The 25,134-nt window shown below is 39.9% G+C and carries 24 protein-coding genes and 1 riboswitch; of the genes, 19 read left to right on the forward strand and 5 right to left on the reverse strand.

Features of this window, described 5'->3' with window-relative positions:
• Nucleotides 1–33 precede the first annotated feature (33 nt).
• From AWM73_RS03185 to AWM73_RS03205, 5 genes are all read left to right on the forward strand, one after another.
• Complete coding sequence (locus AWM73_RS03185; RefSeq protein WP_060778057.1) at nucleotides 34–399, forward strand: hypothetical protein; 366 nt, start codon at nucleotides 34–36, stop codon at nucleotides 397–399.
• Complete coding sequence (locus AWM73_RS03190; RefSeq protein WP_060778058.1) at nucleotides 396–1,166, forward strand: segregation and condensation protein A; 771 nt, start codon at nucleotides 396–398, stop codon at nucleotides 1,164–1,166. The genes AWM73_RS03185 and AWM73_RS03190 overlap by 4 nt, the downstream gene beginning before the upstream one ends.
• Entirely contained in the window at nucleotides 1,163–1,723 is a 561-nt protein-coding gene (scpB, locus tag AWM73_RS03195) for an SMC-Scp complex subunit ScpB (protein WP_060778059.1), read from the forward strand. Before AWM73_RS03190 ends, scpB begins: the two co-directional genes overlap by 4 nt.
• On the forward strand, nucleotides 1,723–2,445 hold the full coding sequence (locus AWM73_RS03200; protein ID WP_060778060.1) for a pseudouridine synthase: 723 nt from the start codon (nucleotides 1,723–1,725) through the stop codon (nucleotides 2,443–2,445). Before scpB ends, AWM73_RS03200 begins: the two co-directional genes overlap by 1 nt.
• A 55-nt stretch (nucleotides 2,446–2,500) precedes the next feature.
• Nucleotides 2,501–2,619: riboswitch (FMN riboswitch) on the forward strand.
• Between the two features lie 108 nt (nucleotides 2,620–2,727).
• Nucleotides 2,728–3,318, forward strand: a complete 591-nt coding sequence (locus AWM73_RS03205) for an ECF transporter S component (protein WP_060778061.1) — start codon at nucleotides 2,728–2,730, stop codon at nucleotides 3,316–3,318.
• Nucleotides 3,319–3,426: 108 nt separating this feature from the next.
• Here AWM73_RS03205 and AWM73_RS03210 read toward each other — a convergent pair whose 3' ends face one another.
• The 3 genes from AWM73_RS03210 to tnpB all read right to left on the reverse strand — a co-directional run bounded on the left by AWM73_RS03210 (nucleotide 3,427) and on the right by tnpB (nucleotide 7,126).
• A complete protein-coding gene (locus AWM73_RS03210) occupies nucleotides 3,427–4,971 on the reverse strand; it encodes a helix-turn-helix domain-containing protein (RefSeq protein ID WP_060785043.1) in 1,545 nt (514 codons plus the stop codon).
• Between the two features lie 109 nt (nucleotides 4,972–5,080).
• Nucleotides 5,081–6,718, reverse strand: coding sequence for an IS66 family transposase (tnpC, locus tag AWM73_RS03215; protein ID WP_060778063.1), 1,638 nt, complete (start codon nucleotides 6,716–6,718; stop codon nucleotides 5,081–5,083).
• A gap of 57 nt (nucleotides 6,719–6,775) precedes the next feature.
• Nucleotides 6,776–7,126, reverse strand: a complete 351-nt coding sequence (gene tnpB / locus AWM73_RS03220) for an IS66 family insertion sequence element accessory protein TnpB (RefSeq protein WP_060778064.1) — start codon at nucleotides 7,124–7,126, stop codon at nucleotides 6,776–6,778.
• A 535-nt stretch (nucleotides 7,127–7,661) separates the two neighbouring features.
• Between tnpB and AWM73_RS03225 the strand changes: the two genes are divergently transcribed.
• The 14 genes from AWM73_RS03225 (at nucleotide 7,662) to AWM73_RS03290 (ending at nucleotide 23,461) form a co-directional block, all read left to right on the forward strand.
• Nucleotides 7,662–8,666 (forward strand): helix-turn-helix domain-containing protein, encoded by a 1,005-nt coding sequence (locus AWM73_RS03225; RefSeq protein ID WP_060778065.1) that lies wholly within the window; start codon nucleotides 7,662–7,664, stop codon nucleotides 8,664–8,666.
• A complete protein-coding gene (locus AWM73_RS03230) occupies nucleotides 8,660–10,138 on the forward strand; it encodes a RecQ family ATP-dependent DNA helicase (RefSeq protein ID WP_060778066.1) in 1,479 nt (492 codons plus the stop codon). The genes AWM73_RS03225 and AWM73_RS03230 overlap by 7 nt, the downstream gene beginning before the upstream one ends.
• 78 nt (nucleotides 10,139–10,216) lie before the next feature.
• Nucleotides 10,217–10,945, forward strand: a complete 729-nt coding sequence (locus AWM73_RS03235) for a LysM peptidoglycan-binding domain-containing protein (protein ID WP_060778067.1) — start codon at nucleotides 10,217–10,219, stop codon at nucleotides 10,943–10,945.
• Between the two features lie 31 nt (nucleotides 10,946–10,976).
• Complete coding sequence (gene cmk / locus AWM73_RS03240) at nucleotides 10,977–11,651, forward strand: (d)CMP kinase (RefSeq protein WP_060778068.1); 675 nt, start codon at nucleotides 10,977–10,979, stop codon at nucleotides 11,649–11,651.
• Between the two features lie 132 nt (nucleotides 11,652–11,783).
• The gene (gene rpsA, locus AWM73_RS03245; RefSeq protein ID WP_060778069.1) at nucleotides 11,784–13,106 is read left to right on the forward strand and encodes a 30S ribosomal protein S1; all 1,323 of its coding nucleotides are present in this window, start codon (nucleotides 11,784–11,786) and stop codon (nucleotides 13,104–13,106) included.
• A 90-nt stretch (nucleotides 13,107–13,196) separates the two neighbouring features.
• Complete coding sequence (der, locus tag AWM73_RS03250; protein ID WP_060778070.1) at nucleotides 13,197–14,507, forward strand: ribosome biogenesis GTPase Der; 1,311 nt, start codon at nucleotides 13,197–13,199, stop codon at nucleotides 14,505–14,507.
• A 124-nt stretch (nucleotides 14,508–14,631) separates the two neighbouring features.
• On the forward strand, nucleotides 14,632–14,910 hold the full coding sequence (locus AWM73_RS03255) for an HU family DNA-binding protein (protein WP_060778071.1): 279 nt from the start codon (nucleotides 14,632–14,634) through the stop codon (nucleotides 14,908–14,910).
• Nucleotides 14,911–15,026: 116 nt separating this feature from the next.
• Nucleotides 15,027–16,316: a tetratricopeptide repeat protein gene (locus AWM73_RS03260; protein ID WP_060778072.1), complete on the forward strand. Its 1,290-nt coding sequence runs from the start codon at nucleotides 15,027–15,029 to the stop codon at nucleotides 16,314–16,316.
• A 52-nt stretch (nucleotides 16,317–16,368) separates the two neighbouring features.
• The gene (gene dapB, locus AWM73_RS03265; protein ID WP_060778073.1) at nucleotides 16,369–17,151 is read left to right on the forward strand and encodes a 4-hydroxy-tetrahydrodipicolinate reductase; all 783 of its coding nucleotides are present in this window, start codon (nucleotides 16,369–16,371) and stop codon (nucleotides 17,149–17,151) included.
• Nucleotides 17,148–18,386 carry a CCA tRNA nucleotidyltransferase gene (locus AWM73_RS03270; RefSeq protein ID WP_076340209.1) on the forward strand — a complete coding sequence of 413 codons (1,239 nt, stop codon included), beginning with the start codon at nucleotides 17,148–17,150 and terminating at the stop codon, nucleotides 18,384–18,386. Before dapB ends, AWM73_RS03270 begins: the two co-directional genes overlap by 4 nt.
• 27 nt (nucleotides 18,387–18,413) lie before the next feature.
• Nucleotides 18,414–21,086 carry an exonuclease domain-containing protein gene (locus tag AWM73_RS03275; RefSeq protein WP_060778074.1) on the forward strand — a complete coding sequence of 891 codons (2,673 nt, stop codon included), beginning with the start codon at nucleotides 18,414–18,416 and terminating at the stop codon, nucleotides 21,084–21,086.
• Nucleotides 21,087–21,097: 11 nt separating this feature from the next.
• On the forward strand, nucleotides 21,098–21,574 hold the full coding sequence (locus AWM73_RS03280; protein WP_060778075.1) for a cell wall elongation regulator TseB-like domain-containing protein: 477 nt from the start codon (nucleotides 21,098–21,100) through the stop codon (nucleotides 21,572–21,574).
• Between the two features lie 13 nt (nucleotides 21,575–21,587).
• Entirely contained in the window at nucleotides 21,588–22,775 is a 1,188-nt protein-coding gene (locus AWM73_RS03285) for a pyridoxal phosphate-dependent aminotransferase (protein WP_060778076.1), read from the forward strand.
• Nucleotides 22,776–22,789: 14 nt separating this feature from the next.
• The gene (locus AWM73_RS03290; RefSeq protein ID WP_060778077.1) at nucleotides 22,790–23,461 is read left to right on the forward strand and encodes a DnaD domain-containing protein; all 672 of its coding nucleotides are present in this window, start codon (nucleotides 22,790–22,792) and stop codon (nucleotides 23,459–23,461) included.
• A 73-nt stretch (nucleotides 23,462–23,534) separates the two neighbouring features.
• Here AWM73_RS03290 and AWM73_RS03295 read toward each other — a convergent pair whose 3' ends face one another.
• Both AWM73_RS03295 and AWM73_RS03300 read right to left on the reverse strand, forming a co-directional pair.
• Nucleotides 23,535–24,539, reverse strand: a complete 1,005-nt coding sequence (locus AWM73_RS03295) for an NAD(P)/FAD-dependent oxidoreductase (RefSeq protein ID WP_060778078.1) — start codon at nucleotides 24,537–24,539, stop codon at nucleotides 23,535–23,537.
• The gene (locus AWM73_RS03300) at nucleotides 24,539–25,042 is read right to left on the reverse strand and encodes a divergent PAP2 family protein (RefSeq protein ID WP_060778079.1); all 504 of its coding nucleotides are present in this window, start codon (nucleotides 25,040–25,042) and stop codon (nucleotides 24,539–24,541) included. Before AWM73_RS03300 ends, AWM73_RS03295 begins: the two co-directional genes overlap by 1 nt.
• Between the last annotated feature and the right edge of the window lie 92 nt (nucleotides 25,043–25,134).

Here is a 25,134-nt window from a genome sequence, read left to right on the forward strand (position 1 = left end):
ATTCCATACATTTCAAATTATGAGAAAGTAGTTATGGGTTTGTTATCTTATCTAGATGCCTATAAGTCTATGGATGACTTGATGGCAGAAATGAAGCGTATAAAAGCAGGTAAGCGTCAACTTTACTTATGGCGTGATGAAGAAACCGATAATATTGTCGGTATTATTGGTTTTGACCAAGATGAGGAAAAAGAATTAGTATTAGTACGTTATAGCTCAGTTAATCCTTCTTTCGACCAAAATGAGATTATCTATGCCATGTTGACTGCTCTAACCCAGGAATTTCCTATGTATACCATTAGCGGCTCACTAGCTATGTCTGATATCTTAAAAGGATGGGCCTTACATGAACAACGTACCATGCCACATATTATTCATCACGATGGGGAAGGTTTATGAATAAAACTAAGCAAGAAAACACTGAAACTTCTAATGATGAATTACACATCGATCTAGCGGCTTTTGAGGGGCCGCTAGATTTGCTTTTGCACTTAATTAAGCAGATGGAAGTTGATATTTTTGATATTCCCATTGTTGATATCACCAACCAATACCTAGAAACGATTCACCGCCACCAAAAAAGGGACTTGGAACTAGCCAGTGACTACTTGATTATGGCGGCCAGTTTAATTGAAATTAAGACTAAATTACTCCTGCCCAAAAAAGCCATGGAAAAAGAGGAGGAAGACGATCCACGAGCCGATTTAGTCCAACAATTACTAACCTATAAGCAATATAAGGCTGTCTCAGCGATCTTAGAAGAAAAACAAGCTGACCGGTCTTTGAGTTACTCTAAAGAGGCCAGTGACCTCTCGGATTTACAAGCCGTTGTGCCTTTGCCTGAAAACGAAGTAAGCAGTGAAGACCTCTTATCGGCCTTTAAAAAAATGTTTTTACGCTTGAGGCAGGAACAACCCCTTGAAAGAACTGTAAAAGGGGAAACTTTTACTATTGATGAGGCGATTACGAGTATCGAAGAAGCCTTGGACCAAGAGTCAGACCACTTGTCCTTTTTTTCTTTGCTGAGTTCGAATCAGCCTAACAGAGAGAAAGTGGTGACTTATTTTCTGGCTCTGTTACAATTAGTTAAACAAGGAAAATTACTTATCCAGCAAGATCAAATTGCTGCAGATATAAGCATACAAAAGAAGGATGATGGGGATTGACCATTGAGGGTGCTTGCGAAAGTTTATTATTCGTTGCTGGTGAGGAAGGCCTTAGCCTAGAGGAACTAGCTAATCTTTTAGATCTTTCTAAAGAAAAGGTCCAGTATAGTTTATGGAACTTAGACAAAAAATTAAAAACTGATAGTCAGCGGGGGCTAGAATTAGTATGTCTAGGGGGGCGCTATCAATTACTGACTCAAAAAATCTATGCTGACTTAATCCAAAAATATGCAGTCAGTCCTTTTGCTTTGAAGCTGTCTCAACAAGCCTTGGAAACCTTGGCAGTGATTGCCTACCAAGGCCCAATTACCCGATTAGAAATTGATGAAATCAGGGGAGTTCAATCGCAAGCCATGATTAAACGCCTCTTATTGCATGACTTGATTGAAGAAGCGGGGCGAAAAGAGGGACCTGGACGTCCGATTCTTTACCAAGTAACTAATTATTTTTATCAATATTTTGGATTGAATTCAATAGCTGACCTCCCTGATATATCATCGCTTTTACCTGAAGATGAGGAAGATAAGGGCTTATTTGATGAAGAAGGAGATAAATAATGGAAAGATTACAAAAGGTCATTGCCCATGCTGGTGTGGCTTCTAGACGTGATGCTGAAAAATTAATCCTTGCAGGTCGGGTGCAGGTCAACGGCCAGGTGGTTACTGAACTCGGCACTAAGGTCACAAAGAAGGACCTGGTTGAAGTTGACCAAGTACCTATATATAAAGAAGAACCCGTTTACTACTTATTCAATAAGCCGGATGGGGTCATTTCTTCTGTTGCTGATGACAAAGGGAGAAAAGTAGTGGTTGATTATTTTAAAGAGATCCCTCAACGTATTTATCCTATCGGGCGCTTAGATTATCATACGACTGGGGTCTTACTTTTAACCAATGATGGGGAATTTGCCAATTTATTAATGCATCCTCGTTACGAAATTGATAAGGTTTACGTGGCTAAGGTAAAGGGCTATCCTAGCCCCGATGCCCTTAAGCGCTTAGAAGAAGGTCTAGTGATAGACGGGCAGAAAACCGCTAAGGCTAGGGCACGCATTCGGAAAAATAAGGCTGCTAAGGAAAATGCAACCGTTGAGTTGACAATTCATGAAGGACGTAATCGTCAAGTTCGTAAGATGCTTGAAGCAGTTGGCCATCCCGTAAAACGTTTGAACCGCGAACGCTATGGCTTTTTAACGACTGAAGGTCTAGGAGTGGGTGAATACCGGCCATTATTAAAAGCTGAAGTTGAGCGCTTAAAACAATATGCCTTACAAAAATAAAACGCTTGCATTTCTCCTATAATGGGGTTATAATCTATTTGTAAAATTAAATAAATGAAATCTTCGGGGCAGGGTTAGATTCCCGATCGGCGGTGATAGTCCGCGAATCAGTGAGCTGATAGAACTAGTGAAATTCTAGTACCGACTGTAAAGTCAGAATGGGAGAAGATAGTAAATACTTACTAATTAATTCTTTTCATTGAAGACTTTCGGTGAAAGGAATTTTTTATTTTCAAGAAATAACAACTAACCCTGACTGAGAAGAAGAAAGGGGAAATTGTTATGAAAACAAGTACACGTCAGTTAATTGTTACCGCAGTTATGGGGGCTATTGCCTTTATCCTTATGATGTTTTCTTTTCCGATATTGCCTGCTATACCTTTCTTAAAGGTCGATTTTTCTGATGTTCCGATCCTATTCACCACCTTTTTGTTTGGACCATGGAGTGGTGCAGGGGCTGCTTTTGTACGGAACTTTTTACACTATATGCAAACAGGTGGCAATGCGGGTTACCCAATCGGAGATATGGCTTCTTTCATAGCTACTCTTTCTTATTGCTTGCCAATTTACTATATTTTGCGTAATTATGATCTTCGTTTGAGCAAACAAGTTGAAACGGCTAAGTACTATGTCAAAGTCTGCTTTGCTTTTGCAATCGGGAGCGTATTAATGACGATTGTCCTTTCCTTGGCTAACTACTATGTCATTACTCCCTTCTATATGGCTGTGATGAATTTTGAAATTCCTAACATGCAAGAATATATTCTTTATGGCATAGTACCCTTTAATTTACTCAAGGGCCTGATTATTTCGATAGCTAACTTTATTGTTCTATCAGCTGCCTTACCTGTGGCTAAGCGGCGTTTAGTTTAGGGGTCTTATTATTAGCTAGATAAATCCCTTGCCATTGAAATAAAAAAGAGACCAGCTTAATGAGAAGCTAATATTTACTTGGCTCATTAAGCTGGTTTTTTTATTTACTTATTTTTTGTGGAGATGCCATTCTTCTTTTTGGCCTTGAGAAAATTTGAGTTGGTTAATCATTTGGTAAATCCAACCTAAATCTTCAGTCGTTAGATCATCTTTGATTGTATGGATGGTTATGCCTTTAAGATTGAACAAGGGGTAGGTGGTTAATAAAATATCAATTCTTGAATGGTCTAGTTCTTCCATAAAGTAAGTATCTGTGATGGGGGTGACCTCAATTAATGAGCCAAAAAACAGATGGAGCTTACCACAAATTTCATCAGTAGAGTAAGAACGACTGGTATAAACCGCAATATGTAGGCGTTTATAGTCCTTATAAAAATGATTGATAGTTAAGGGATAAAAAGAATAGACATAAGAAAACATTATGGCTGTGCGTTTGGCAATGAGCTCTTTACTGAAATGGGATTGAAAACTTTCTAGAATTGGCTGTAGACGGGCGTTAAAGCCGGGAAGGATGAGTCCCCATTTTTCTTTTAGATTATCGATTTCTAAAGCAGTCAACTGCATCTTAGAGTAATTTTCATTTTCTTTTAAATCAAGCTTATCCTGACAACAATTATAGAGTAATAAAAGCAACAAATCCTTCTTATCTTGGTCTAAAGGATTTAATCGCTGGCTGGTTGTTAGTTGATCCAAATCTTCAAAGAAGTTAGAAACGGCTTGAGAATGATCATGTGAAGAATGGATTTCTTCCTGTAAGGCTTGGATAGATAAGTAGGTGGTGTGTGGTGCTAGACCGACTAAGAGTTGACGGACGGCTTCAGAATTGATGGATACCTTTAGTCGATACTCGATATCAAAGATAGTAAATTGGGCTTTTGTGGCGGTTAAGGATTCTTGTAAGCTCGATAGGTCCCTTGGTAAGTAACTGTCTTGGACCAGGTCTTTATGCTTATAACGAATTAAATTGATGGCAAGAATAATGGGGAACATGGGGTGACTACTATAAAGTCCTAGGCTAGGCATGGAGTGCCTTAAGTAGAGGGAGATTTTGTTAATGTCCTGATGACTCACCTCATTAAAAGGCCATTGGGTTAACTGGTAACCAAATTCAAAAAAATCGTAATAAAATTTCCTTACCTCGCGTTCGGGTCCCTCAATAGTAAAGGGGTTCATGGTGAGACTGAGACTTGGATAATAACTGGTAAAAAATTGGTTAATGGAATCAATGATGCGATAAAGAGTCGAACGACTAACGAATAACTTTTCGCACATATAAGAAATATAGTAAATTTTTTGACTGAAAATCGTCCGTATTAAGATGAAATAAATACTATTGCTAAAAAAGTAAGGATAAAACGCATTGACCTGAGTCGGAGTAGAACCTACTAATTTGATGTATTTATATTTCATTTCAAACTGTAGTTTGTCAGGAAAAATTAGAATGAGCTGCTTTAAGTCAGAAATTATTGTCTGTGATGAACAATTAAAATGGTTCTTTAATTCTTTGATGGCCGCCATTTCTTGGTCACTGCTAATGAGGTATTTGATAATATTTAAGCGCCGCTGGTCTAATTTACTCAGTAGCTTGGCCATTGTTTGGTCGTAAGCGTCAAATAAGAGAATAGAATTCAAAAAAATCTTGATAAGCTAGCGAAGAGGATTTTTTAAATCCTTTGTATGCTCAACTGATCAAGATTTTTTGTTATTTAAGTAATTCTCTTTTTGATTTTTTTCGACAGATCGCTTGGATAGCGGGATGCCAGGGAAGATAATCCTCAAGCACTTTTTCACTGAGTGTCTTTTCATTCGGCATGGCACTTAATAGGAAAGTGAGATATTTTTCAGGATCAAGGCCATTGGCCTTAGCTGTTTCAATGATCGATAGAATGATTCCAGAATACTGAGCACCTTTAAAAGAGGTAGAAAACAACCAATTTTTCCTCCCTATAACGAGTGCTTTTATGCCACGCTCTGCCCGGTTATTGCTCATTTCAACCGCACCATTTTCCAAAAATGTTTTGAAATAAGCTTCATATTTTAGGGCATAGGCGATGGCTGTTCCTAATTTTCCTCCAGCAGTAGGTGATTCCTGACGAAGGCGTTCAAAAAAGTGGTCAATTTTTACTTTTAAAGTTGTCTGGCGTTTATCTAGACGTTTATATATCGATAAATCTTGCCATTTCTTTTCTAATGTGAAAAATTGGTCACATTGTTTCACTGCCCATGAGCTGAGAAATTGACCTTGATATTTTTTAGGTGGTAAGGCCTCATAAAACTTTCGTCTTAGATGCGCCCAACAACCAGCGATAGTCGCTCCATTTATTTTGGGATAGACATGCCACATATCGCAATGAATCACACCCTCATAGTCAGCCATTCCTTCGGAAAGGTCATTAAAGCTTCGTCCAGGGGAATGGTGATAGAGATAAATTTGTTGCTGAGTTTCTCGAGAAGAACACGCTAACCAGTAGTAGGTCTTTTCTTTCTCATGCTCAATGACCTTATAACTCGTTTCATCCATATGGATGACTGGCTGTTTGATTAGCTTTCCAGAAAGCAGTCGATAAAGCGGCTCAAAGTAATATTCTGCAGCTTTTTCATGCCAATTAATGAGCGTTTGACGAGAAAGCGGTAGGCCCATCTTTTCCCATTCACCTTCCTGACGGTAAGCAGGAATTTTCAGTTCATATTTTTGTTGAAGTGAGTGGGAAACAAGACTTGCGGTCGCATAGCTCCCATTAAAGACAGGTTTTGGGACATCCGCACTGATCACCATCTCTTTACCCGCTAATTCTGAACAATTCGTACATTTATAGCTATGCTGAATAACATTCTCACAACGAATTTCCGCAGGAACGTAGCGTAACTGTTGGCGAATTTTCTTTTGGCCAATTTCTGCCATTTCTTGTTGACAATTAGAGCAATTGCGATCTTCACCTTCTAATGTGTAATGAAGATCATAATCAGAAAAGTGTTCAAGCACTACTTGTTTACGACCTTTTGGTCGCTTTTTGCGACGATAGTTAATCGTTTCGATTGCTTCATCCTCTTCTTCACTGGTCAAATCACAAGCATCAATCTCAAAAAGGCTTAGCTGATTGTTATTTACTAAGTTTTCTTTTGAACGACCATAGAGTTTCTTCTTCAAATAACGAATCAATTCATCTTGATGAGCAATCGTTACTTCTTTATTTTTCAATAGTTTATTTTGATGATTTAATTCATTCTGCTTATTGTCGATGGATGACTGCTGACTGTCGATAACACGTTTTTGATGATTGATCATTTTCTTCAATACTTTAATTTCTTCAAGTAATTGCTGTTCTCGATTTAAAGTCATAGTCATCCTCCTCACTCGTTTTTCTTATTTTACCAATTGTTTTAGAGGATGGGTATTTCAATAAAATTTTTTCTTTTGTGTTTTTCGCACAGAACTTTCGATAGAAAAACCTTCAAGTAGCCATTGCCACTGTTGCTTTGAAATCTGTTTTAATTCTCTATGGCTTTTAGGCCATTGCATCTTACCATCTTCAAATCGTTTGTAGAATAACCAAAAGCCACTGCCATCCCAATAGAGTGCTTTAAAACGATCATTGCGGTTTCCACAAAATAAAAATAATGACTGACTGAACGGATCCATTTTAAAATCTTCCTGAACAATAGTTGTTAGCGAATCAATTCCTTTCCTCAAATCGGTTTTGCCGTAGGCAATGTAAATATGGTGAAGGTCATCCATATTAATAATCATATAAAAACCCTCCTAACTATTAGAAGTATAGTTTGGAGGGCTTACATTTTATAGCCGTGTTTCTATTTGACGCTTACGTTTGGTCTGTTGATGTATCCATTAAAATATTACTCCCTTCTGTAAGAAAAATTAAAGACGACTTGGAAAATTATCCAGTCGTCCTTTTTGTTTTTAATCTCAATCATGTTGATAGTAAATGTCTTTTTAAATAGTGGGCTTGCTTTTTAGAAAAACAGTTATGATACACATGCAGTCTTGATGCGTAAAAACAAATAGTCTTATTACATTAAAACATAAGAATTTGATTTTTAATATACAATCCTTGGGATAGCTATCCCAAAAAATAAATAAAGGCTAAATTATTGAGATCAGACTTAGGAAGAATGATAAAGTCGTATTGATCAGTAATGGTGAGTTAAATAGATAAAATTAATAGGCTTTATTTCGATTGGCCTTTCATCTGCCTCTTCTTTTTCCTTTTCCGTAGGTCTTCGCTATAATGAATGTGAAAATAGACAATGAGGGGGGGAAAAAGATGTTAGAACTCTTAGCTGAAGTCAAAAAATACACAGCAGATTTGAATCAAAATACACTTTATCAGATTCTGATTGGTAAACGCACACCCTCAAGCTTGTTCTACGCCTATAGTCATCAGCTCTTATTTGTATTTAACCTATGCCCCCAATTATCCAAGTTAAGCTGGAAAAAGTTAGGCCAGGTTGACCATGAGCCAGAGACTGATATGCAAACTTTACTGGCTGGTCTAAAATACCGGCAGGGGCTATTTCCAAAAGCTAACCACCAGGTTATACAGACTAGTCTACTCTTATTCTTTCAAGCTCTAGCTAATGCTAGCCATGGTGAAAAAAGCTACCAACCCCTTACACAAAGTGCTCAAATTCAATACCAGGTCAAGTGCTTCTTTGCTTGGACGCAAAAAAAGTATCGTAAAAAGGAGTTAGCGACTATACTAGGGCAGGAATTAGCAGCCATTTTAGCTGCTTGGCCACCGGAGCAAGCCGATATGTTATTGGCACGGATGGGTTATGTTGACCTGCCAGCGCTGACTTATGAAGAATTAGCCAGTCATTATCATTTTACTTTAGACCAATGCCATTTGTACTATAGTAGTTTAATTGACCGCCTCATGGTCACAGTGCTATCAGCGGATACTTACCCTCTCCTAAAGAGCTTTTTTGAAAGCTTTATTGCTATTTATCCCCCTTGGTCTGATTCTGCTAATGTGAGCTATTACTATATTAAACAGGGCTATTCATTAGAAAAAATTGCTAAGAAGCGCCATTTAAAGGTCTCTACCATCGCTGATCATTATGTGGACATTATGCTTTCTCGCCCAGAAGTTTTAGCCCAGGAAGCCAGTCACTTGCTTGGCGCAGATTTAAAGAAGATTGATTGGTCGCTTCTTTATAATAATTTTGAAAGTTTTCAGAAAGCTTTTCCTAAAGCGCCTTATTGGCTTTACCGTTATTATCAAGTGATGCAAGTGAAAGAAACCAGAAAGGAGCAAGTAAGATGTTAGAAGATCTCTTAGCGACTCACTTTGGTTACCAGTCTTTTCGCCCCGGGCAAAAGGAAATTTTACTTCATTTACAAAAGCGAGAAAATGTGATAGGTATTTTACCCACTGCTGGCGGCAAGTCATTGATTTATCAGATCTACCAGTATTTAAATCCCGGACCTATTTTGCTTATCTCCCCTTTGCTGGCATTGATGGAAGACCAGGTCAGTCAGCTGCAGGCACTTGGTTTTAAAGCAAGTGTGGCAATAACTAGTCAATTAAGTAAACAAGAAAAAAACTGGTTACTTAATCATCTCCATGACTTTCAATTTATTATTATGTCACCGGAAATGCTTTCCCAACCCGCTGTCTTACGGCGCTTAAAGCAAATTGCTATCAAACTGATGGTCATTGATGAAGCGCACTGTATTTCTCAATGGGGCTATGATTTTCGGCTGGAGTACAGTGCCCTCAAACAATTTCGCCAAGCCCTAAATCATCCTTTGACCTTAGCCCTGAGCGGTAGCGCTAGTCAAAATACAGTAACAGAGATTGCCCAGCATTTGTTTGATGAGCGTGAAAGCTATCAGCAAGTCCAATGCTCCTTAGACCGGCCCAATTTGTTCTATGGTCAATTGAAGCTTAATGAAAAGGACAAGTTTCACCATCTTAATTCCTTGCTTGAGACCTTACCGAAGCCGGGAATCATTTATGTCCACAATAAAATGGAGTTGGAAGAACTTTACCAAGATTTAAAAGCGAGCGGCCAGCTAAAGCTCGCCAGCTACCATGCTGACAAGACTAGTGAGGAGCGCTTGCAAGTCCAAGAGCAATTTCAAAAGGGATATCTTGACGCGATTTTAGCCACATCTGCTTTTGGCATGGGGATTAACCAGGCCAATGTACGTTTTGTTATTCACTATCATGCTCCGCAATCATTAGCTGACTATCTGCAAGAGAGTGGCCGATGTGGTCGTGACGGCCAAGAAGCTTTGGTATTACTTTATTCTAATCCCCAAGAAATTAGCCGTTTAAATTATTTTAAAGAGCAAATTGACGCTCAAGCTTCGCCTTTTTATCATGGTTTAAATCAGGCTTATCAGCGGGCTGATTTTTTGCAAAGTCAGACTTTCTTAGCATTTGAGGAGCAAATCCAAAATTTAATCACCTATTTTTACTATAATTATTCGCCCAAGGATAAGGAGCAGATTCAGCGTGACTTTCAAAGCTATCAAAGGATAAAGAAAAATGAAATCGAACAAATGGTTCAATACCTCAACCTAAATAGCTGTTACCGCCGTTACTTACTAAGCCATTTTTCCAAGGAAAGGATAAGTACTAATGGCTTTTGTTGCTCGCATTGTCAGGCTGACTTTGAAGATACGGCAACTTTTAAGGAATATCTGACCTTGGCCCCTAAGCGCTTAGTGAATCCCAAAGAAAAAGTGTTGAAGGATTGGCGGGCACGACTTAATGTCTTATTTCCTAGTTAAGAATGGATTGGCTGAGGAAAATACTGACATTTTGCCTAATAAATGCTACAATTTTCTAGTAATAAAGGAGGAATAATCATGGCATTCAAGGACAATTGGAATCAGATAAAAAACAAATGGAAAAAAGAAGAGCCAGCGGTTGAGAAAGAAAATGCTAACTTAGAAGAGGAAGTTGAAGCAGGACCAGAGGCGAGTTCGGCCGATGAGTACGAAAATTTGAAGAACCGTCAATATTCACGGTCTTCCAGAAATAAAAAGGAAAAGGGTGTATCCCCAACGGTCAAGGTCTTGATTGCTCTAGGACTCTTGTTTATTTTGATCCCTTATGCAGCCTACGTTATTTACGGCAACCAACAAAAACAACCAGAAAGCATGAATGTGGACCAAGTGATGGTGTCTAAGTCTGAAAATGATTCCCAAAAACAAGCCGAAGAGGAAAGCAAGAAGGCGGAGGAATCTAAACAAGCAGAAGAAAGTAAAAAACAAGAGGAGAGTCAACAAGCGGCTCAAGCTTCTCAACAAGCGGCTCAGGAAGCCCGTCAAGCAGCGGAACAATCCCAAGCTGTCCAACAATCCCAACAACAAGCAGCTGCCCAAGAGCAATCCCGTCAACAAGCGAGTCGAAATCAAAATCAACAAAATACCAATCAAAATCAAAATGTAGGAAGCTATCAAGTTTCTGCGGGGGATAACCTTTATCGGATAGCGGTTAACCATGGAATGACTCTGAATCAATTACTGGAATTAAACGGCTTACATGCTAATTCACCGATCGCACCGGGTACGGTTCTTCGGGTCTACCAATAGGCGCGAAGGTTGGGTAATTGAGGAGTAGAAAATGAAAAAAATTAACATTGCTATTGACGGCCCCGCTTCTTCGGGAAAGAGTACCATCGCTAAACGATTGGCTGAACGTTTAAACTATGTTTACTTGGATACGGGTGCCATGTACCGCTGTGTGACTCTTTTGGCCTTAAAAGGACAGGTTGAAGCTGAAAACTCACCAGCACTTAATGAGCTATTAGAAAGCATCGATATTCAATTTGAGACGGACTCTGAAGGCCAAAAGATCATGCTTAATGGCCGAGATGTGACTAAGGCTATCCGCCAAGACCATGTTACCCAAGCGGTTTCTGCCTATTCTGCTATCGACCGAGTTCGCCAGGCTATGGTTGAACGGCAACAAAGTTGGGCTAGAAACCATTCCGGCTTAGTGATGGATGGACGCGATATTGGAACTGTGGTGTTGCCTGATGCTGATCTTAAGATCTTTCTTACCGCTTCAGCAGCAGTTAGAGCGAAGAGACGCTTTTTAGAAAATCAGGCTAAAGGACTATCTGAACAAACCATTGAAGAATTAACTGAGGCAATTGAAGCTCGGGATTACTACGATGCCCATCGTGAAAATAGCCCCTTAAAAGCAGCTGGGGATGCTATTGTTATTGATAGTTCTGATTTGAATTTAGACCAGGTTGAAGAAAAGGTATTGAGTCTAATTGAGGAAAAAGAATAAATAAATAAGATAAATCTAAAAAAAGCTTTAAGAAATTTGTCTTATTTAAATTAACATGTTATAATCGAAGGGTATTCATTGACCAAAGTGTCGATGGTTAGTACTTTTATTTACAGGAGAGGATATAAGTTTATGACAAATGAGTTTGAACAACAAGCAAATAACGAAGTAGAGGCAAATGAAGAAATGCCTTCTATGGAGGATATGCTTGCAGAAACAAAAGAAGTGAAAATTGGTGATACGGTAACAGGAGAAGTATTAACCATTGATGAAAACAATCAATTAATTGTTGGTATTGAAGGCGCTGGTGTTGAAGGGGTCGTACCTTTCCGTGAATTGTCATCTTCCCATGTTGACGATGTCACTGAAATCGCTAATGTTGGTGATACTCTCGAATTAGTGGTTGTAAAACACATTAAAGATAAAGAAAACGGAACTTTCTTACTTTCTCGTCGTCGTTTAGAACAAAAGAAAGTTTGGAAAGAATTAGAAGAAAAAGCTGAAAATGAAGAAACCATTACTGTTCCAGTAACAAAAGTTGTTAAGGGCGGTTTAGTGGTTGATGCTGGCGTTCGTGGTTTCATCCCAGCTTCTATGGTTGAAGACCACTTTGTACGTGACTTCACACCATATAAAGGCAAAGAATTAGAAGTGAAAATTGTGGAAATTAATCCTCAAGAAAACCGTTTAATTCTTTCCCATAAAGAAATTGCTCGTGAACAAGCTGAAGCTGAACGTGCTGAAAAATTAGCACAATTTGAAGAAGGCGAAGTTGTTGAAGGTACTGTTGCTCGCTTAGCTAACTTTGGTGCTTTTGTTGACTTAGGTGGTATCGATGGTTTAGTTCACATTTCACAAATTGCTCACCACCATGTTAACCATCCTTCTGATGAATTAGAAGTTGGCCAAACAGTTAAGGTGAAGATCTTATCAATCGATGAAGATCGTGATCGTATCTCCTTATCTACTAAGGCAGCTACTCCAAGTCCTTGGGAAGATATTGAAGAAAAAGCTCCTAAAGGCGCTGAACTTGATGGTGTAGTACGCCGTATCGTAGACTTTGGTGCTTTCGTAGAAGTCTTCCCTGGCGTTGAAGGTTTAGTTCACATTTCACAAATTTCTCATGAACATGTCAACCATCCTTCTGATAAACTTGAAGAAGGCCAAGATATTAAAGTCAAAGTTCTTGATGTTAATCCAGAAGAACACCGTCTATCTTTATCAATCAAAGCACTTGAAGAAGCTCCAGAACGTTCTGAGTCTGACAAAGACGAACAAAAAGCTCCACGTCGCGAACGTAAGGGCCAAGCCAATAACCGTCGTAACAAACCGGCACAAGCAAAACGTTCACAAGCATCTCAAAGTAGCAATGACGAAGACACAGGCTTCTCATTTGCTGATCTTTTAGGTGACCAACTAAAAGACTTAAATCTTGACGATTCTTCAGAAGATTAGTAAAGATTAATAAGGGCTGGGAGCTATCCCGGCCCTATTTTTGTTTAATCCGATTGGAATATTTATTCGCCTAGAAGGAGGGGGTTATGGATGAAAACCCTAAATATCGCCATTGTCGGACGACCTAATGTGGGGAAATCGACAATTTTTAACCGGATTGCCGGGCAAAGAATCAGCATCGTTGAAGATGTTCCTGGAGTAACCCGTGACCGTGTCTATGCCCAAGGAGAGTGGCTGGGGCGGAAGCTACGTTTAATTGACACTGGGGGGATTGAATTTAACGACGAACCCTTTGTCGAACAAATCCGCCTGCAAGCAGAAATTGCAGTGGAAGAGGCTGATTTAATTATTATGATGACTAGTGTAGTTGATGGGGTTACAGAAACCGATGAAATGATCGCCCGTCTACTGCAAAAGTCTGATAAGCCTGTCCTCTTAGCGGTAAATAAGGTGGATAATCCCGAATTACAAGCAGAAATTTACGATTTTTACCGACTAGGCCTTAATGATCCCTATCCTATCTCAGGTGCCCATGGCTTAGGAATTGGGGATCTCTTGGCAGAAATCTACCGTCTCTTTCCTTTAGAAGATGAGGATAGCGAAGATGAGGAAACGATTTCTTTTGCCTTAATTGGACGGCCAAATGTGGGGAAATCCTCCTTAGTAAATGCGATTTTGGGTGAGAACCGTGTGATTGTTTCTGATATTGCTGGCACCACCCGAGATGCAGTGGATACTTACTTTTCATATAATGAGCGCAGTTTTAAAATTATTGACACTGCAGGGATTCGCCGAAAAGGGAGAGTCTCTGAATCAACTGAAAAATATAGTGTCATGCGGTCGATGTCTGCGATTGAACAGGCATCTGTTGTCTTGCTCGTCCTCAATGCCGAAGAAGGGATCCGTGATCAAGATAAGACCGTAGCTGGCTACGCTCATGAGGCAGGGAAGGGAATTATTATTATAGTTAACAAATGGGATGCCCTAAAAAAAGACAGCCACACCATGAAGGAATTTGAAGATAATATCCGCGCTCAATTCCAATTTCTATCCTATGCACCTATCCTTTTTGTCTCTGCGAAAAGTAAGCAGCGTTTAGATAAGATTCCAGATCTTATTATCCAAGTTCATGAAAACTTTAACCGTCGGATTCAATCCTCCCTACTTAATCAAGTCTTGGCGGATGCTATCCGCATTAATCCAGCGCCTTCAGATAAAGGGAAAAAGTTACGGGTTTACTATATGACTCAGGTGAGTGTCGGGCCACCGACCTTTGTCGTGATGGTCAACGATACTGATCTCATGCATTTTTCCTATGAGCGCTTCCTAGCTAACCAAATTCGGCAAGCCTTTGATTTTAGTGGAACCCCCCTACATATTATTAGCAGAAATCGACGGTAAAACATTGAAATATAAGGTATAAATGTTGTTATGACGTGCTTTCTGTGGTATATTTATAGAGAATTGTCATTGATGATAATTCTCCATTCACGAGAAGAATGGAAATATTTTTGGAGGTGTAAAAATGGCTAATAAAGCTGACTTAGTACAAAAAGTAGCTGAATCAACTGGTGAATCGAAGAAAAATGTTCAACCAGTCGTTGATGCAGTATTTTCTTCAATTGAAAACTTTTTAGCTGATGGGGAAAATGTTCAAATTATCGGTTTTGGTAATTTTGAAGTACGTGAACGTGCCGCTCGTAAGGGACGTAACCCACAAACAGGTGACGAAATTCAAATTCCAGCAAGTAAAGTACCTGCATTTAAAGCAGGTAAAGGTTTAAAAGACGTTGTTAAGGGCTAATCTTCCTTAACTTGAAACTGCCAAGTTCTCAGAAGGACTTGGCAGTTTTTATTTATTACTTATCGGTAGGGTTAAGCTTTATATCTATGCTAAAATAAACAAATATGGAGGTTAGCATGAAGGAATTATATGAAGAAATCACAGAATTGATTGTTCAAGAAAAATATGACCAAGCCCAAGAAAAATTAGCGGTCTTGCTTAACCAACTGATTAAAAGGGGAAGTAAGGAAGATTTTGCTCAGCTGGGCTATAATTTCCAACAACTTGGCTTTATTCCCTATGCCAAGGCAATTTATCAGGAAGCCGCTAAGTGCTATCCCGGCGAAGCCACCTGGCCTTTGCTATTGGGAGAATTGGCTATGGACGATGGCCGCTATGAAGAGGGCTTGGATTACCTACTCAGTATTGATCCAAATGATGATTTATATCTGGAAGCCTTGCTATTGGAAGCTGACGCTTATCAAATGCTCAGTCTACCTGAAGTTAGTCTGGCTAAATTGAAGGAAGCCAACCAACTGGCTCCTGGTCAAGAGGCGATAGAATTTGGTATGGCTCAATTAGTCTTTACTATGGGGGACTTCAAAGAAGCCCTTAAACTTTACCATGACCTGAGTCAAAAGGAGGGTCTGAGCCCTGAAATTGGAGAAGAAGTGAAAGATAACTATCAGTATGCCCTAGTTGCTACCGGTCAATATGACAAGGCGGCTCAGCTGCTTTCTAGTAAAGAAAACAGCGCACTGAGCCAGGCTGAGAAGGAACAACTAGCTTTTCTGGCTTACCATGACCAGGATTATAGCTATTGCGACCAATTACTGAGTCCTCTCTATGAAAATAATTTGCTAGATCCTTCCTATTACCTACTTTTATCCAAGTGTAAATGGGAGCTTCATGAAAGCGATCAGGCTCTAAGAGTCATTAATGAAGCCATTAGTAAGGACCCTTATGCCAGCGTCTTATACATGGAAAGAGCAAATTTCTATTTCTACCTTAAGGAATTCAAGCGGGCCCAAGCAGACTATGAGAAGGTCCTAGAAGCTGATGAGGATAATATCAGAGCTTATCAACAATTATTACGTTTGGCTTTAGACTCTGATAATGAGGATAGGGCTCAAGAACTTATTGAGGCCATAAAGGATAAGGGGATCAGTGATGGAAATAGTCACTGGTTAATGGCCCAGTTCTATAATCAAACGGAAAATTATGATCAAGCCCGAAAATATTATGACCTGGCTAGTCGCGATTTAAAAGATGACAATGACTTCTTAGTGGATTATATTTATTTCTTAAGGGAAGAGGGTCAATTTAGAAAAATTGTCAAACTATTAGCTGATAAACCAGAACTCAAGCAATCCTCAGCGCTTAGCTCAGTTATCGACCAAGTAAAAGACTGGGAACAGGAGCTTTAAGTCATGCTATAATGGTGCATATGAAGATTGATAGTGAAAGGAAGCGATCAAGATGAAGGTAATGGTTACTGGTTTTTTAGGAAAAATGGGACAGACGACTGTCAATATGATTAATGAAAGTGACGACTTTACGCTAGCAGCCCTCGTTAACCATCATTTAGACCAACATCAAGACGACTTGGAAACTTTTAAAGGCTTGGCGCCAATTTACTCTAGTGTGGAAGAAGCCTTAGGGGAGGTTGAAGTTGATGCTGTGGTTGACTTTACCCATCCAAGTGTGGTATTTGATCATTGTAAAACTTATATTGAACATAATATCCATCCTATCATTGGGACTTCAGGTTTAGAAAGCGATGAAATAAACCGCTTACAAGCTCTAGCCAGTGTAAAGAAACTAGGTGGAGTGATTGCACCTAACTTTGCGATTTCATCCGTCCTCATGCAACTATTTAGTCAAGAAGCAGCCAAATATTTGGACCATGTCGAAATTATTGAATTGCACCATGCGCAAAAAGCGGATGCGCCTAGTGGTACCGCCATTAAGACAGCGGATTTAATCCATGAAAGTCAAAAGCAAAAAGAGGATATTGTTGTTAACCGTAATGAATCTTTAGCTGGGGCTCGTGGGGCTGATTATAAGGGGATTCCTATTCATAGTGTCCGTTTGCCTGGCTTAAATTCTCATCAAATTGTTCAATTTGGTGCGCCAGGAGAAGGTTTGACCATCCGCCAAGACTCCTATAACCGTGAATCTTATATGCATGGTGTTACTCTTGCTCTAAAGGTTTGTGAACAATTAGAGGAATTTGTCTACGGATTGGAACACATTTTATGATTATTGATAATAGAGAATTTCAAAAAGCCTTACCGGTTTTAAAGAAAATAGAGACTTTCGGTTACCAAGCCTACTTTGTCGGAGGCTGTATCCGTGATGCTTTATTGGGATTGGCTAGCCATGATGTCGACATCGCCACCAGCGCTTTCCCCGAAGAAATTCAGGCAATCTTCCCCAAACATTTTGATGTAGGCCTAGAACATGGAACGGTTATGGCTTATTTCAATGGAGACACCTATGAAATCACTACCTTTAGAACGGAATCTGAATACGAAGATTACCGCAGACCTAAAGAGGTAACTTTTGTTCGCTCCCTAGAGGAAGACCTTCTTCGCCGTGATTTTACGATTAACGCAATGGCCATGGGTACTGAAGGGCAGTTAATTGATTATTTTCAGGGTCAAGAAGATTTAAAAGCAGGACGGTTACGAGCGGTAGGAAAGGCCCATGACCGCTTTCAAGAGGATGCTCTAAGGATGATGCGGGCAGTGCGCTTTGCCAGTCAATTAGGCTTTGAACTTGAGACTGATACTGCCCAAGCCATCAAGGAATCAGCACCCTTACTTGAAAAAATTGCTGTGGAGCGGATAGAGACAGAGATGGCTAAATTATGGCAAGGCCAACACTGGCAAGCCGGCCTGACCGATTTTATTGATTTACAGCTCTATCGTTACTGCCCTTTAACGGAAAATGGACAGGCAAGCTTCCAAAAAATGTTGGATGTCTTGAGTCCTGAGCAGGTTTTTCCTAGTGATACTTTTGCTTGGGCAGTTTATTTTTTCCTGGCTAAGTGTGACTTGCAATTTATTGATGACTTTACCCGAGCTTGGAAAATGTCGAATAAACAGAACCGATTAATTAAGGAATATTTCCTAGCCTTAACCGCCCGTCAAGAAAGTCAGTCTGCTTGGACAGCGCAATTACTCTATCGTTTTGGCTTAAACACAGCTCAAACAGTGGAAAATTTCATTCAAAGAGAAGGCCAGGCTAAGAGTGAATTTGCTCGCCATTTCCCTAAAGGAAAAGCCGGGCAAGTGGAAGCCATATGGGAAGCGCTGCCTATCCATAGCCGTAAAGACTTAGCCCTTAATGGCCGCGATATTATTGCTGACTTAGCCCCGAATGATAAACGCCTTATTGGCCAGTATCTTAATCAGGCTGAAGCAGCTGTGGTTAATGAACAATGTCCTAATAGCAAGGACGACTTACTAGCCTATTTGAAAGCCAATCAATGAACTCAAAATAGAAGGAGTGTACGGTAGATGCCTGTTAAATATGCCGTGGTTGATTTAGAGACTACCGGTACCAAATATAACCGTGGCGACCGCATTATTCAAATTGGGGTTGTTTTTTTAGAAGGGCAGAAAAAGATTGGTGAATTTAAAAGCAACATCCAGCCACTCATCCCTGTTCCTAAAAATATTAGCGATTTAACTGGTATCCAGACTGAAGATTTACGGGATGCCCCCCTATTTGAAGACATTGCTCCAGACCTCTTTCAACAATTACAAGATTGTGTCTTTGTGGCCCACAACATTAATTTTGATTATAAATTTCTTAGTGCTTCCTTTGAAGGCGTAGGCTTACCGGCACTTGATCTAGAGGGGATCGATACAGTGGAATTAATCCGCGTCCTATATCCCCAGGCAGACAGCTATAAGCTAGGAGATTTTTCTCTTGACCATGGCATTAATCTAGTGAAGGCCCATACTGCTATTGAAGACGCCCGGGCAACTGCTCAATTACTAGTCCAAGTCATGGATAAAGTGGCCAGCCTCCCTGAATCTTTATATCAAGCAATGCAGCCCGGGTTAAAATTTTTCATACGCCAAACTGGAAAATATTTCAGCTATTGGTATAATCAGGCCCATTGTCAGAGAAATAAGGGCCTGATCCGTGGATCATTTACCCTTAATCCTGAAATTAATGTGGGTCTATACAGGCCGCTAGCTGGTACAGAAGAAGACCAAGATAGTGGTCATCTGAATATCCAAGAGGATGTAATGAATTTCTTTGACCAAAATAGTGACCAATTTGCCTTTTTGAAAGCCAATTCGGGCCAAGGAAAAACCTATAACAGTATCTTAGGTCAATTACAAGTTGCTTCTAAGACTGGAAAACATTTAATCGTATCTTTTCCCAATAATGTCATGATCAGACAATGGCAAGAAGACCACCTGCAAGAATTGGTGAATCAATTGGGGCGAAGGATACAAGTGGCGGTCTTAAAAAGTAAGGACCATTATCTCGATTTAAACACCTTCCAAGTTTATATCAATTACCTGAAGGCTAAGGAAAATCATGTTTCTAAAAATGAAAGTATGTTTACCTTGTCCTTATTACTTTGGGTAAGTGAGACGCAAACAGGAGATTTAGCGGAATTAAATCATGGCTTGAGACAATCTCCCCTCTGGGAACAGTGGGATAATCTGGCACTCTATCAGAATCATTATCATAGTGACCAGATGCCTATGCAGTGGAATTATTACCAACACCAATTACACTTAGCCAAAAAGGCTGATATTATTTGGACCAACCACGCCTACTTAATTCGCCATAAAGAGGACTTAGTCGCTAATGGATTGTGGACTAAGGCAAGCGACCTGATTATTGATGAGTGCCACCAGCTCCCACAAATTATCGAAAAAGATCTCGCTGTTCATCAGAATTTGGCAGATATCAATGATTACTTAAACCAACAAGAGCATTTTTTTGGTCAGTTAACGGACAAGTATTATCTTGATACCAGTAACCGAGTAATTGAAGAAGTCCTATACACTTGGCAAGACCAGCTGCAAAATGCTCTTAAAACCTTTGACCATGTCCTGGATGAATTATTGAATCATGACAGTCATGAAGCCGTTTATTTTTCTGGAACTGATCCTCGTTTATATAATACTTATTTACTTTTTGCCCAATTGTGGGAAGATCTCAAAGGGGTTCAAAGAGTCTATGGCACTAGTTTAGCGATGGCGCAAAAAGAAAAATTATTAAAGCAAAATCACATACAAAAATGGCTACAAGCCTTGGGGTTGGGTCAAAAAATTATCGAAGATATTCAGAAACTGTTTACCAATAAGAATGATTATTATTATATAATTAGCTATCCAGAAAATTATCCTCGAGTTAGCGCTTATCCTAAGGCGGTAGCAGACTTTATGAGTGAAATTTGGGAAAAGTGTCCGAGTCAGGTGCTATTCCTATCGGCTACAGTTAACTTGCCGGAAAGTCGACGGAGTCTGGAAAGCATGTATGGGGTAAAAAAATATCATCTCTATACTTATCCAATTGATCAGACGATTTATGCCAATAAAGGCTTGTATATTCTTAGCGATTACCCCTCACTCCATGATTTATCGGAGACGGAATCGATCCACTATTTAGCAGAGATTTTACAGGCGCTATTGATTAACGGGGATAAGAAAATTTATCTCATGCTCAATTCCAAACAGCTATTGGCTGCCTTAAATCATTTTATTCAAGAATCTTGGCCGGAAGAACTCATCGCTGTCACTTTTATTCAGGGGAAAAAATATGGCCACCAAGATGCCATCAGTCGCTATAATGATAGTCACCATGGCCTCCTGATCGGATTGCAAGCCTTGACTGAGGGCCTGCATTTACCTACTCATAGTGACTATTACCTACTAGCGAGATTACCTTTTCGCTCGCCAGATGAAGTGAGGGAACAAGCCCGTCGTGACTACTGGCAGGAGCGTAATCAGAGTTATTTCTACCAAGAATCCCTACCTCAAATGCTCTTACGCTTAAAGCAGAGTTTAGGACGTATGCTGAGTGATCGATTCCCGGCCGCCTTTATTGTTTTAGATAAGCGGATCTTTTACAGTTCTTATAAGGATATGATTGATAAGGTGCTTGGAGATGAACTAAGAGTAGAAGAAGTCAGTTTAGACGCTATTCTCAAGTCTGACTAAAGGAGAGACCTATGACAAGAAGATTAGCAAATGCATTTCTTGTGTGTTTAATTATTATTAATTTTGGCTTATTTACGATTTTCTTCAATTCACAAAAACCAATTATTCAAGAGGAAAAACAGTTAATGACTATGGCTCGGGAAGATATTGGTTTAAAAAATATGGGGAAATTTTATATTTTAAATAAGGATCATACGACTTATACCATCCAAGGCGAGAATGACCAAGGTGAGCCTATTTATTATGCCTATCAACCGGAAACCGATAAAAAAATAACCGGTAAGGTGAATGAATTAGTCAATGAACAAGAAGCTAAATCATTGACCTTAAATAATGTGAATACCCAAGAGGTCAAAGAAGCTCGGATTGGAATTGAAGATGACCAATTGGTATGGGAAGTTTCCTTTATTAACCAAGATGGACACTTGGGCTATCATTACATTAATGCAGCGAGTGGTCATTGGTATGAAACCATAGATAAATTATAGGAGGAAAGCTAGCATGTTTTCGCAACGCGCTTTAGAATTAAAAGAATCAAGTACCCTTAAAGCCAGTGATCGAGCCAAACAATTAAAAGCTCAAGGCAAGGATATTATTAGTTTAACCTTAGGGGAACCGGATTTTCCCACTCCCCGTCCCATTGTGGATTATGCAAAAGCAGCATTAGACCAAGGAAAGGGTCATCATTATACGCCGGCTGGAGGCCTTTTAGAAGTTAGAGAAGCCATCGCTAACTTCCACCAAAAGAAGGATGGTGTTCCATATACGGCTGAGCAAGTTTTTATTGCTAACGGCAGCAAGTTAGTCCTTTATGATTTGTTTCAAATTCTTTTAGATCCAGGCGATGAAGTGATTGTGCCAAGCCCTTATTGGGTGAGCTATGAAGAACAGATACGCCTAACTGGGGCCAAGGCAGTTTTAGCTCAAACTGATGCTGACAGTGATTTCCGCTTAACGCCTGAAATTATTGACCAATACCTCACTCCAAAAACAAAGATTTTGCTGATTAATTCGCCGGCTAATCCGACCGGAACGGTTTTAAGTAAGGAAGAGTTAGCGGCTATTGCTGACTACTGTTTGAAGCACAATCTATTGATGATTGCTGATGAAATTTATAGCCAGTTAGTTTATAACGGCAACCAGTTTTACTCTCTTGCTGCTATAAGCCCAGAGGCTCGTGCCAATACCATTGTGGTGAATGGTATGTCAAAGAGTTATGCGATGACAGGTTGGCGCTTAGGGTATTGTTTGGCTGATCAAAAGATTATAAAAATGCTCAACAAATTAGCGGGTCAAATCAGTGGTAATGCGGCTGGTGTGAGCCAATACGCGGCTTTAGGGGCCTTCAAGAGCGGTCCAGAATTGGTTGAATCCATGCGTTCAACCTATGAAGAGCGTCTAAATAAAGGTTATGAAGCCGTAATCAATTTACCAGGTTTTGAACTAGCTAATAAACCCCAAGGGGCCTTTTATCTATTTCCAAAATGCCAGCAAGCTGCTTTAAGCTGTGGTTATGATAGTGTCGATGATTTTGTCATGGCGATTCTAGAAGAAGCCCACGTTGCCTTGGTAGCGGGTTCTGCCTTTGGAATGCCAGAACATGTACGGTTATCTTATGCGACTGACGAGAACTTATTCTTAGAGGCGATTGAGCGGATTAGTCGCTTTATGCAAGAAAAAATGAATTAAGAGGGTGGACTTTAGTGGTTGAAAGAAAACAATATACGGTTTTACAGACCAGCTTATTAGAAAACTATCAAGCGCTCTCTTTGAGCAATGAGGAAGTGATGTTTCTCATTCATATTGTCAGCTTTCAGCAAATGCAAGACGATTTTCCACCGATTCAAGCCTTACAAAAGCGTATGGGCTATAGCCAGGGTGAAACTTATGATATGATTCAGAATTTGATTGATAAAAAATTCTTATCAATTGAGAGCGAAGAAAGTGACCAGGGTCAGCAGATTGAATACTATAGCCTAGACTTGCTTTATCAAAAATTAGAGCGTTTATTTGAAGAAAACCATGCCAAAAAAGAAAAACAAGCGGAAGAGAAGGCTGAAGGATCGATCTTTCAAATTATTGAACAAGAATTTGGTCGTCCCTTATCGCCAATCGAATACCAGCAAGTGGCGGCTTGGTTTAGTGAAGACCACTATGATGTGGTAACGGTAAAGGCAGCCATTAAAGAAGCGGTTTTGAATGGCGTATTAAATTTGCGCTACATTGACCGCATACTAATCAACTGGCAAAAGCAAAATAAAAGAGGTAATGTTGAAACTAGCTTGAATTACCGTAATGCCAAAATTCGTCAGCAAAATAATGACCTTCCTCCAGTCCCAATGACTAAAATTATTCACACACCTGATGATGAGTGATGGCGTTGAGAATGATCAACTATAACATAAGAAAACCGCAGGCAATTATTAGCTGCGGTTTTGTTTATGGATTTTATTTTTTAAAGTAAGTGGTGCTATGAAGTGGGGCTAGCTTTTCCTCGGGGTAGAGGTAGTGAGTGATGGCGTTGATGGCTGTTGGGGCCTCACCGAAGCCACTAGCGATTAGCTGGGTTTTACCTGTATAAGTACAAATATCACCAATGGCATAGACCCCTGCCAGGCTCGTTTGCATGTGTTCATTAACAGGAATACGTTGGCCGAGAGACTCGATAGGCCATGATTTAAAGGCATTGATGTTTGCTTGAAAACCATAAGAAGAAATAATACTGTCTAGCTGGAGAACAATGCTTTCCTGGCTACGACTTTTGCCTAAAAGGAGTTCTACCTGCTGGCCCCCCTCGAGGGAACGGATGGCTTTAGCTTGGTAGGGAGTGAGGATTTCAACATTGCTTTTTGCTTTCAACTGGGCTTGGCTAAATTCATGGCCACGAAATTTATCTCGGCGGTGGACCAGATAAAGCTTCTTGGCATACTGGCTAACTAATAGAGCGTTATCTAAAGCCGTGTCGCCTCCCCCTAAAATAGCGACTACTTGACCTTGAAAATTTTGAGCCTGGTTAACGGTGTAAAATAACTTGTCCCCTTCAAATTCAGCTTCATTTTTAATATTTGCCGAACGTGGTCTAAAAGCGCCACCCCCAGCGGCAATTAAGACAGCTCGGCTATAAAAGCATGCCTTTTGACTTCTTAAGGAAAAATAATCCCCTTCATCATTGATTTCAGTGATGTCATGGTTAAAGTGAAAGCTAGTGGTCGAAGCAAAGGGTTTCACTTGTTCCATCAGCGCTTGACTGAGTTCCTTACCGGTAATTTGCGGAAGGGCCCCAATATCAAAAATCGCCTTGTCTGGATACAAGGCGTGGGGCTGTCCGCCAACTTGAGCAAGACTATCAATAATTTGTACAGAAAGCTGACGCATTCCTGCATAAAAGGCGGCGAATAAACCACTGGGTCCAGCGCCAATAATAGTTAAATCTTTGATGTTTTTTTCTGTCATTAAATCATCCAATCAAAATAAAAAAAGATAAAGCGAATAAAAAAGGCAACACCGACCCCAGCGACAAAGCCCCCAAAGACTTCCGAAGGTTTATGCCCAAGATAATCATCGATAACCATATTTTGGTCATCAATCTGATCTAACTTCTCATTGATTTGACCATCCTCTTCACTAACATAGTGTTCGCGTAATACGGCCAATAACTCTCTAATCAGAATGCCTTGTTCACCACTTTGTCTTCTTACCCCCATGGCGTCGAACATAACGATCAGCCCATAGGCCGTTGCTATGGCAACGTAGGGAGACAAAAAGCCTTCTTGAAGGATGAGGGAAGTGATTAAGGCGGTTACCGCGGCGGTATGTGAACTGGGCATGCCACCGGTCGTATGGATAATAGAAAGTTTGGTTTCCTTTTTTCCCATAAAGAGATAGGCAATCGGGTATTTAATTATTTGGGTGAAAATAATTGCTACAATCGTGGCAGTTAAGGGGAAATTTTTCACTGGAATGTTTCCTCTCTAATATTAACTAGTGTAATCTTATCATGAATTAGGAGGCTAGAAAAGTTTTTTAGGATCCTGAGAAAGTTTGCTGC

Source organism: Aerococcus urinae, assembly GCF_001543175.1.
In the GTDB taxonomy this organism is placed as follows: domain Bacteria; phylum Bacillota; class Bacilli; order Lactobacillales; family Aerococcaceae; genus Aerococcus; species Aerococcus urinae.

Excerpts from the sequence above, each read along its gene's own strand:
- AWM73_RS03185 (WP_060778057.1), top strand. The coding sequence starts at position 34 with ATGGGTTTGTTATCTTATCTAGATGCCTATAAGTCTATGGATGACTTG.
- AWM73_RS03190 (WP_060778058.1), top strand. The coding sequence starts at position 396 with ATGAATAAAACTAAGCAAGAAAACACTGAAACTTCTAATGATGAATTA.
- AWM73_RS03200 (WP_060778060.1), top strand. The coding sequence starts at position 1,723 with ATGGAAAGATTACAAAAGGTCATTGCCCATGCTGGTGTGGCTTCTAGA.
- AWM73_RS03205 (WP_060778061.1), top strand. The coding sequence starts at position 2,728 with ATGAAAACAAGTACACGTCAGTTAATTGTTACCGCAGTTATGGGGGCT.
- AWM73_RS03210 (WP_060785043.1), bottom strand. The coding sequence starts at position 4,971 with ATGGCCAAGCTACTGAGTAAATTAGACCAGCGGCGCTTAAATATTATC.
- tnpC (WP_060778063.1), bottom strand. The coding sequence starts at position 6,718 with ATGACTTTAAATCGAGAACAGCAATTACTTGAAGAAATTAAAGTATTG.
- tnpB (WP_060778064.1), bottom strand. The coding sequence starts at position 7,126 with ATGATTATTAATATGGATGACCTTCACCATATTTACATTGCCTACGGC.
- AWM73_RS03225 (WP_060778065.1), top strand. The coding sequence starts at position 7,662 with ATGTTAGAACTCTTAGCTGAAGTCAAAAAATACACAGCAGATTTGAAT.
- AWM73_RS03230 (WP_060778066.1), top strand. The coding sequence starts at position 8,660 with ATGTTAGAAGATCTCTTAGCGACTCACTTTGGTTACCAGTCTTTTCGC.
- AWM73_RS03235 (WP_060778067.1), top strand. The coding sequence starts at position 10,217 with ATGGCATTCAAGGACAATTGGAATCAGATAAAAAACAAATGGAAAAAA.
- cmk (WP_060778068.1), top strand. The coding sequence starts at position 10,977 with ATGAAAAAAATTAACATTGCTATTGACGGCCCCGCTTCTTCGGGAAAG.
- rpsA (WP_060778069.1), top strand. The coding sequence starts at position 11,784 with ATGACAAATGAGTTTGAACAACAAGCAAATAACGAAGTAGAGGCAAAT.
- der (WP_060778070.1), top strand. The coding sequence starts at position 13,197 with ATGAAAACCCTAAATATCGCCATTGTCGGACGACCTAATGTGGGGAAA.
- AWM73_RS03255 (WP_060778071.1), top strand. The coding sequence starts at position 14,632 with ATGGCTAATAAAGCTGACTTAGTACAAAAAGTAGCTGAATCAACTGGT.
- AWM73_RS03260 (WP_060778072.1), top strand. The coding sequence starts at position 15,027 with ATGAAGGAATTATATGAAGAAATCACAGAATTGATTGTTCAAGAAAAA.
- dapB (WP_060778073.1), top strand. The coding sequence starts at position 16,369 with ATGAAGGTAATGGTTACTGGTTTTTTAGGAAAAATGGGACAGACGACT.
- AWM73_RS03270 (WP_076340209.1), top strand. The coding sequence starts at position 17,148 with ATGATTATTGATAATAGAGAATTTCAAAAAGCCTTACCGGTTTTAAAG.
- AWM73_RS03275 (WP_060778074.1), top strand. The coding sequence starts at position 18,414 with ATGCCTGTTAAATATGCCGTGGTTGATTTAGAGACTACCGGTACCAAA.
- AWM73_RS03280 (WP_060778075.1), top strand. The coding sequence starts at position 21,098 with ATGACAAGAAGATTAGCAAATGCATTTCTTGTGTGTTTAATTATTATT.
- AWM73_RS03285 (WP_060778076.1), top strand. The coding sequence starts at position 21,588 with ATGTTTTCGCAACGCGCTTTAGAATTAAAAGAATCAAGTACCCTTAAA.
- AWM73_RS03295 (WP_060778078.1), bottom strand. The coding sequence starts at position 24,539 with ATGACAGAAAAAAACATCAAAGATTTAACTATTATTGGCGCTGGACCC.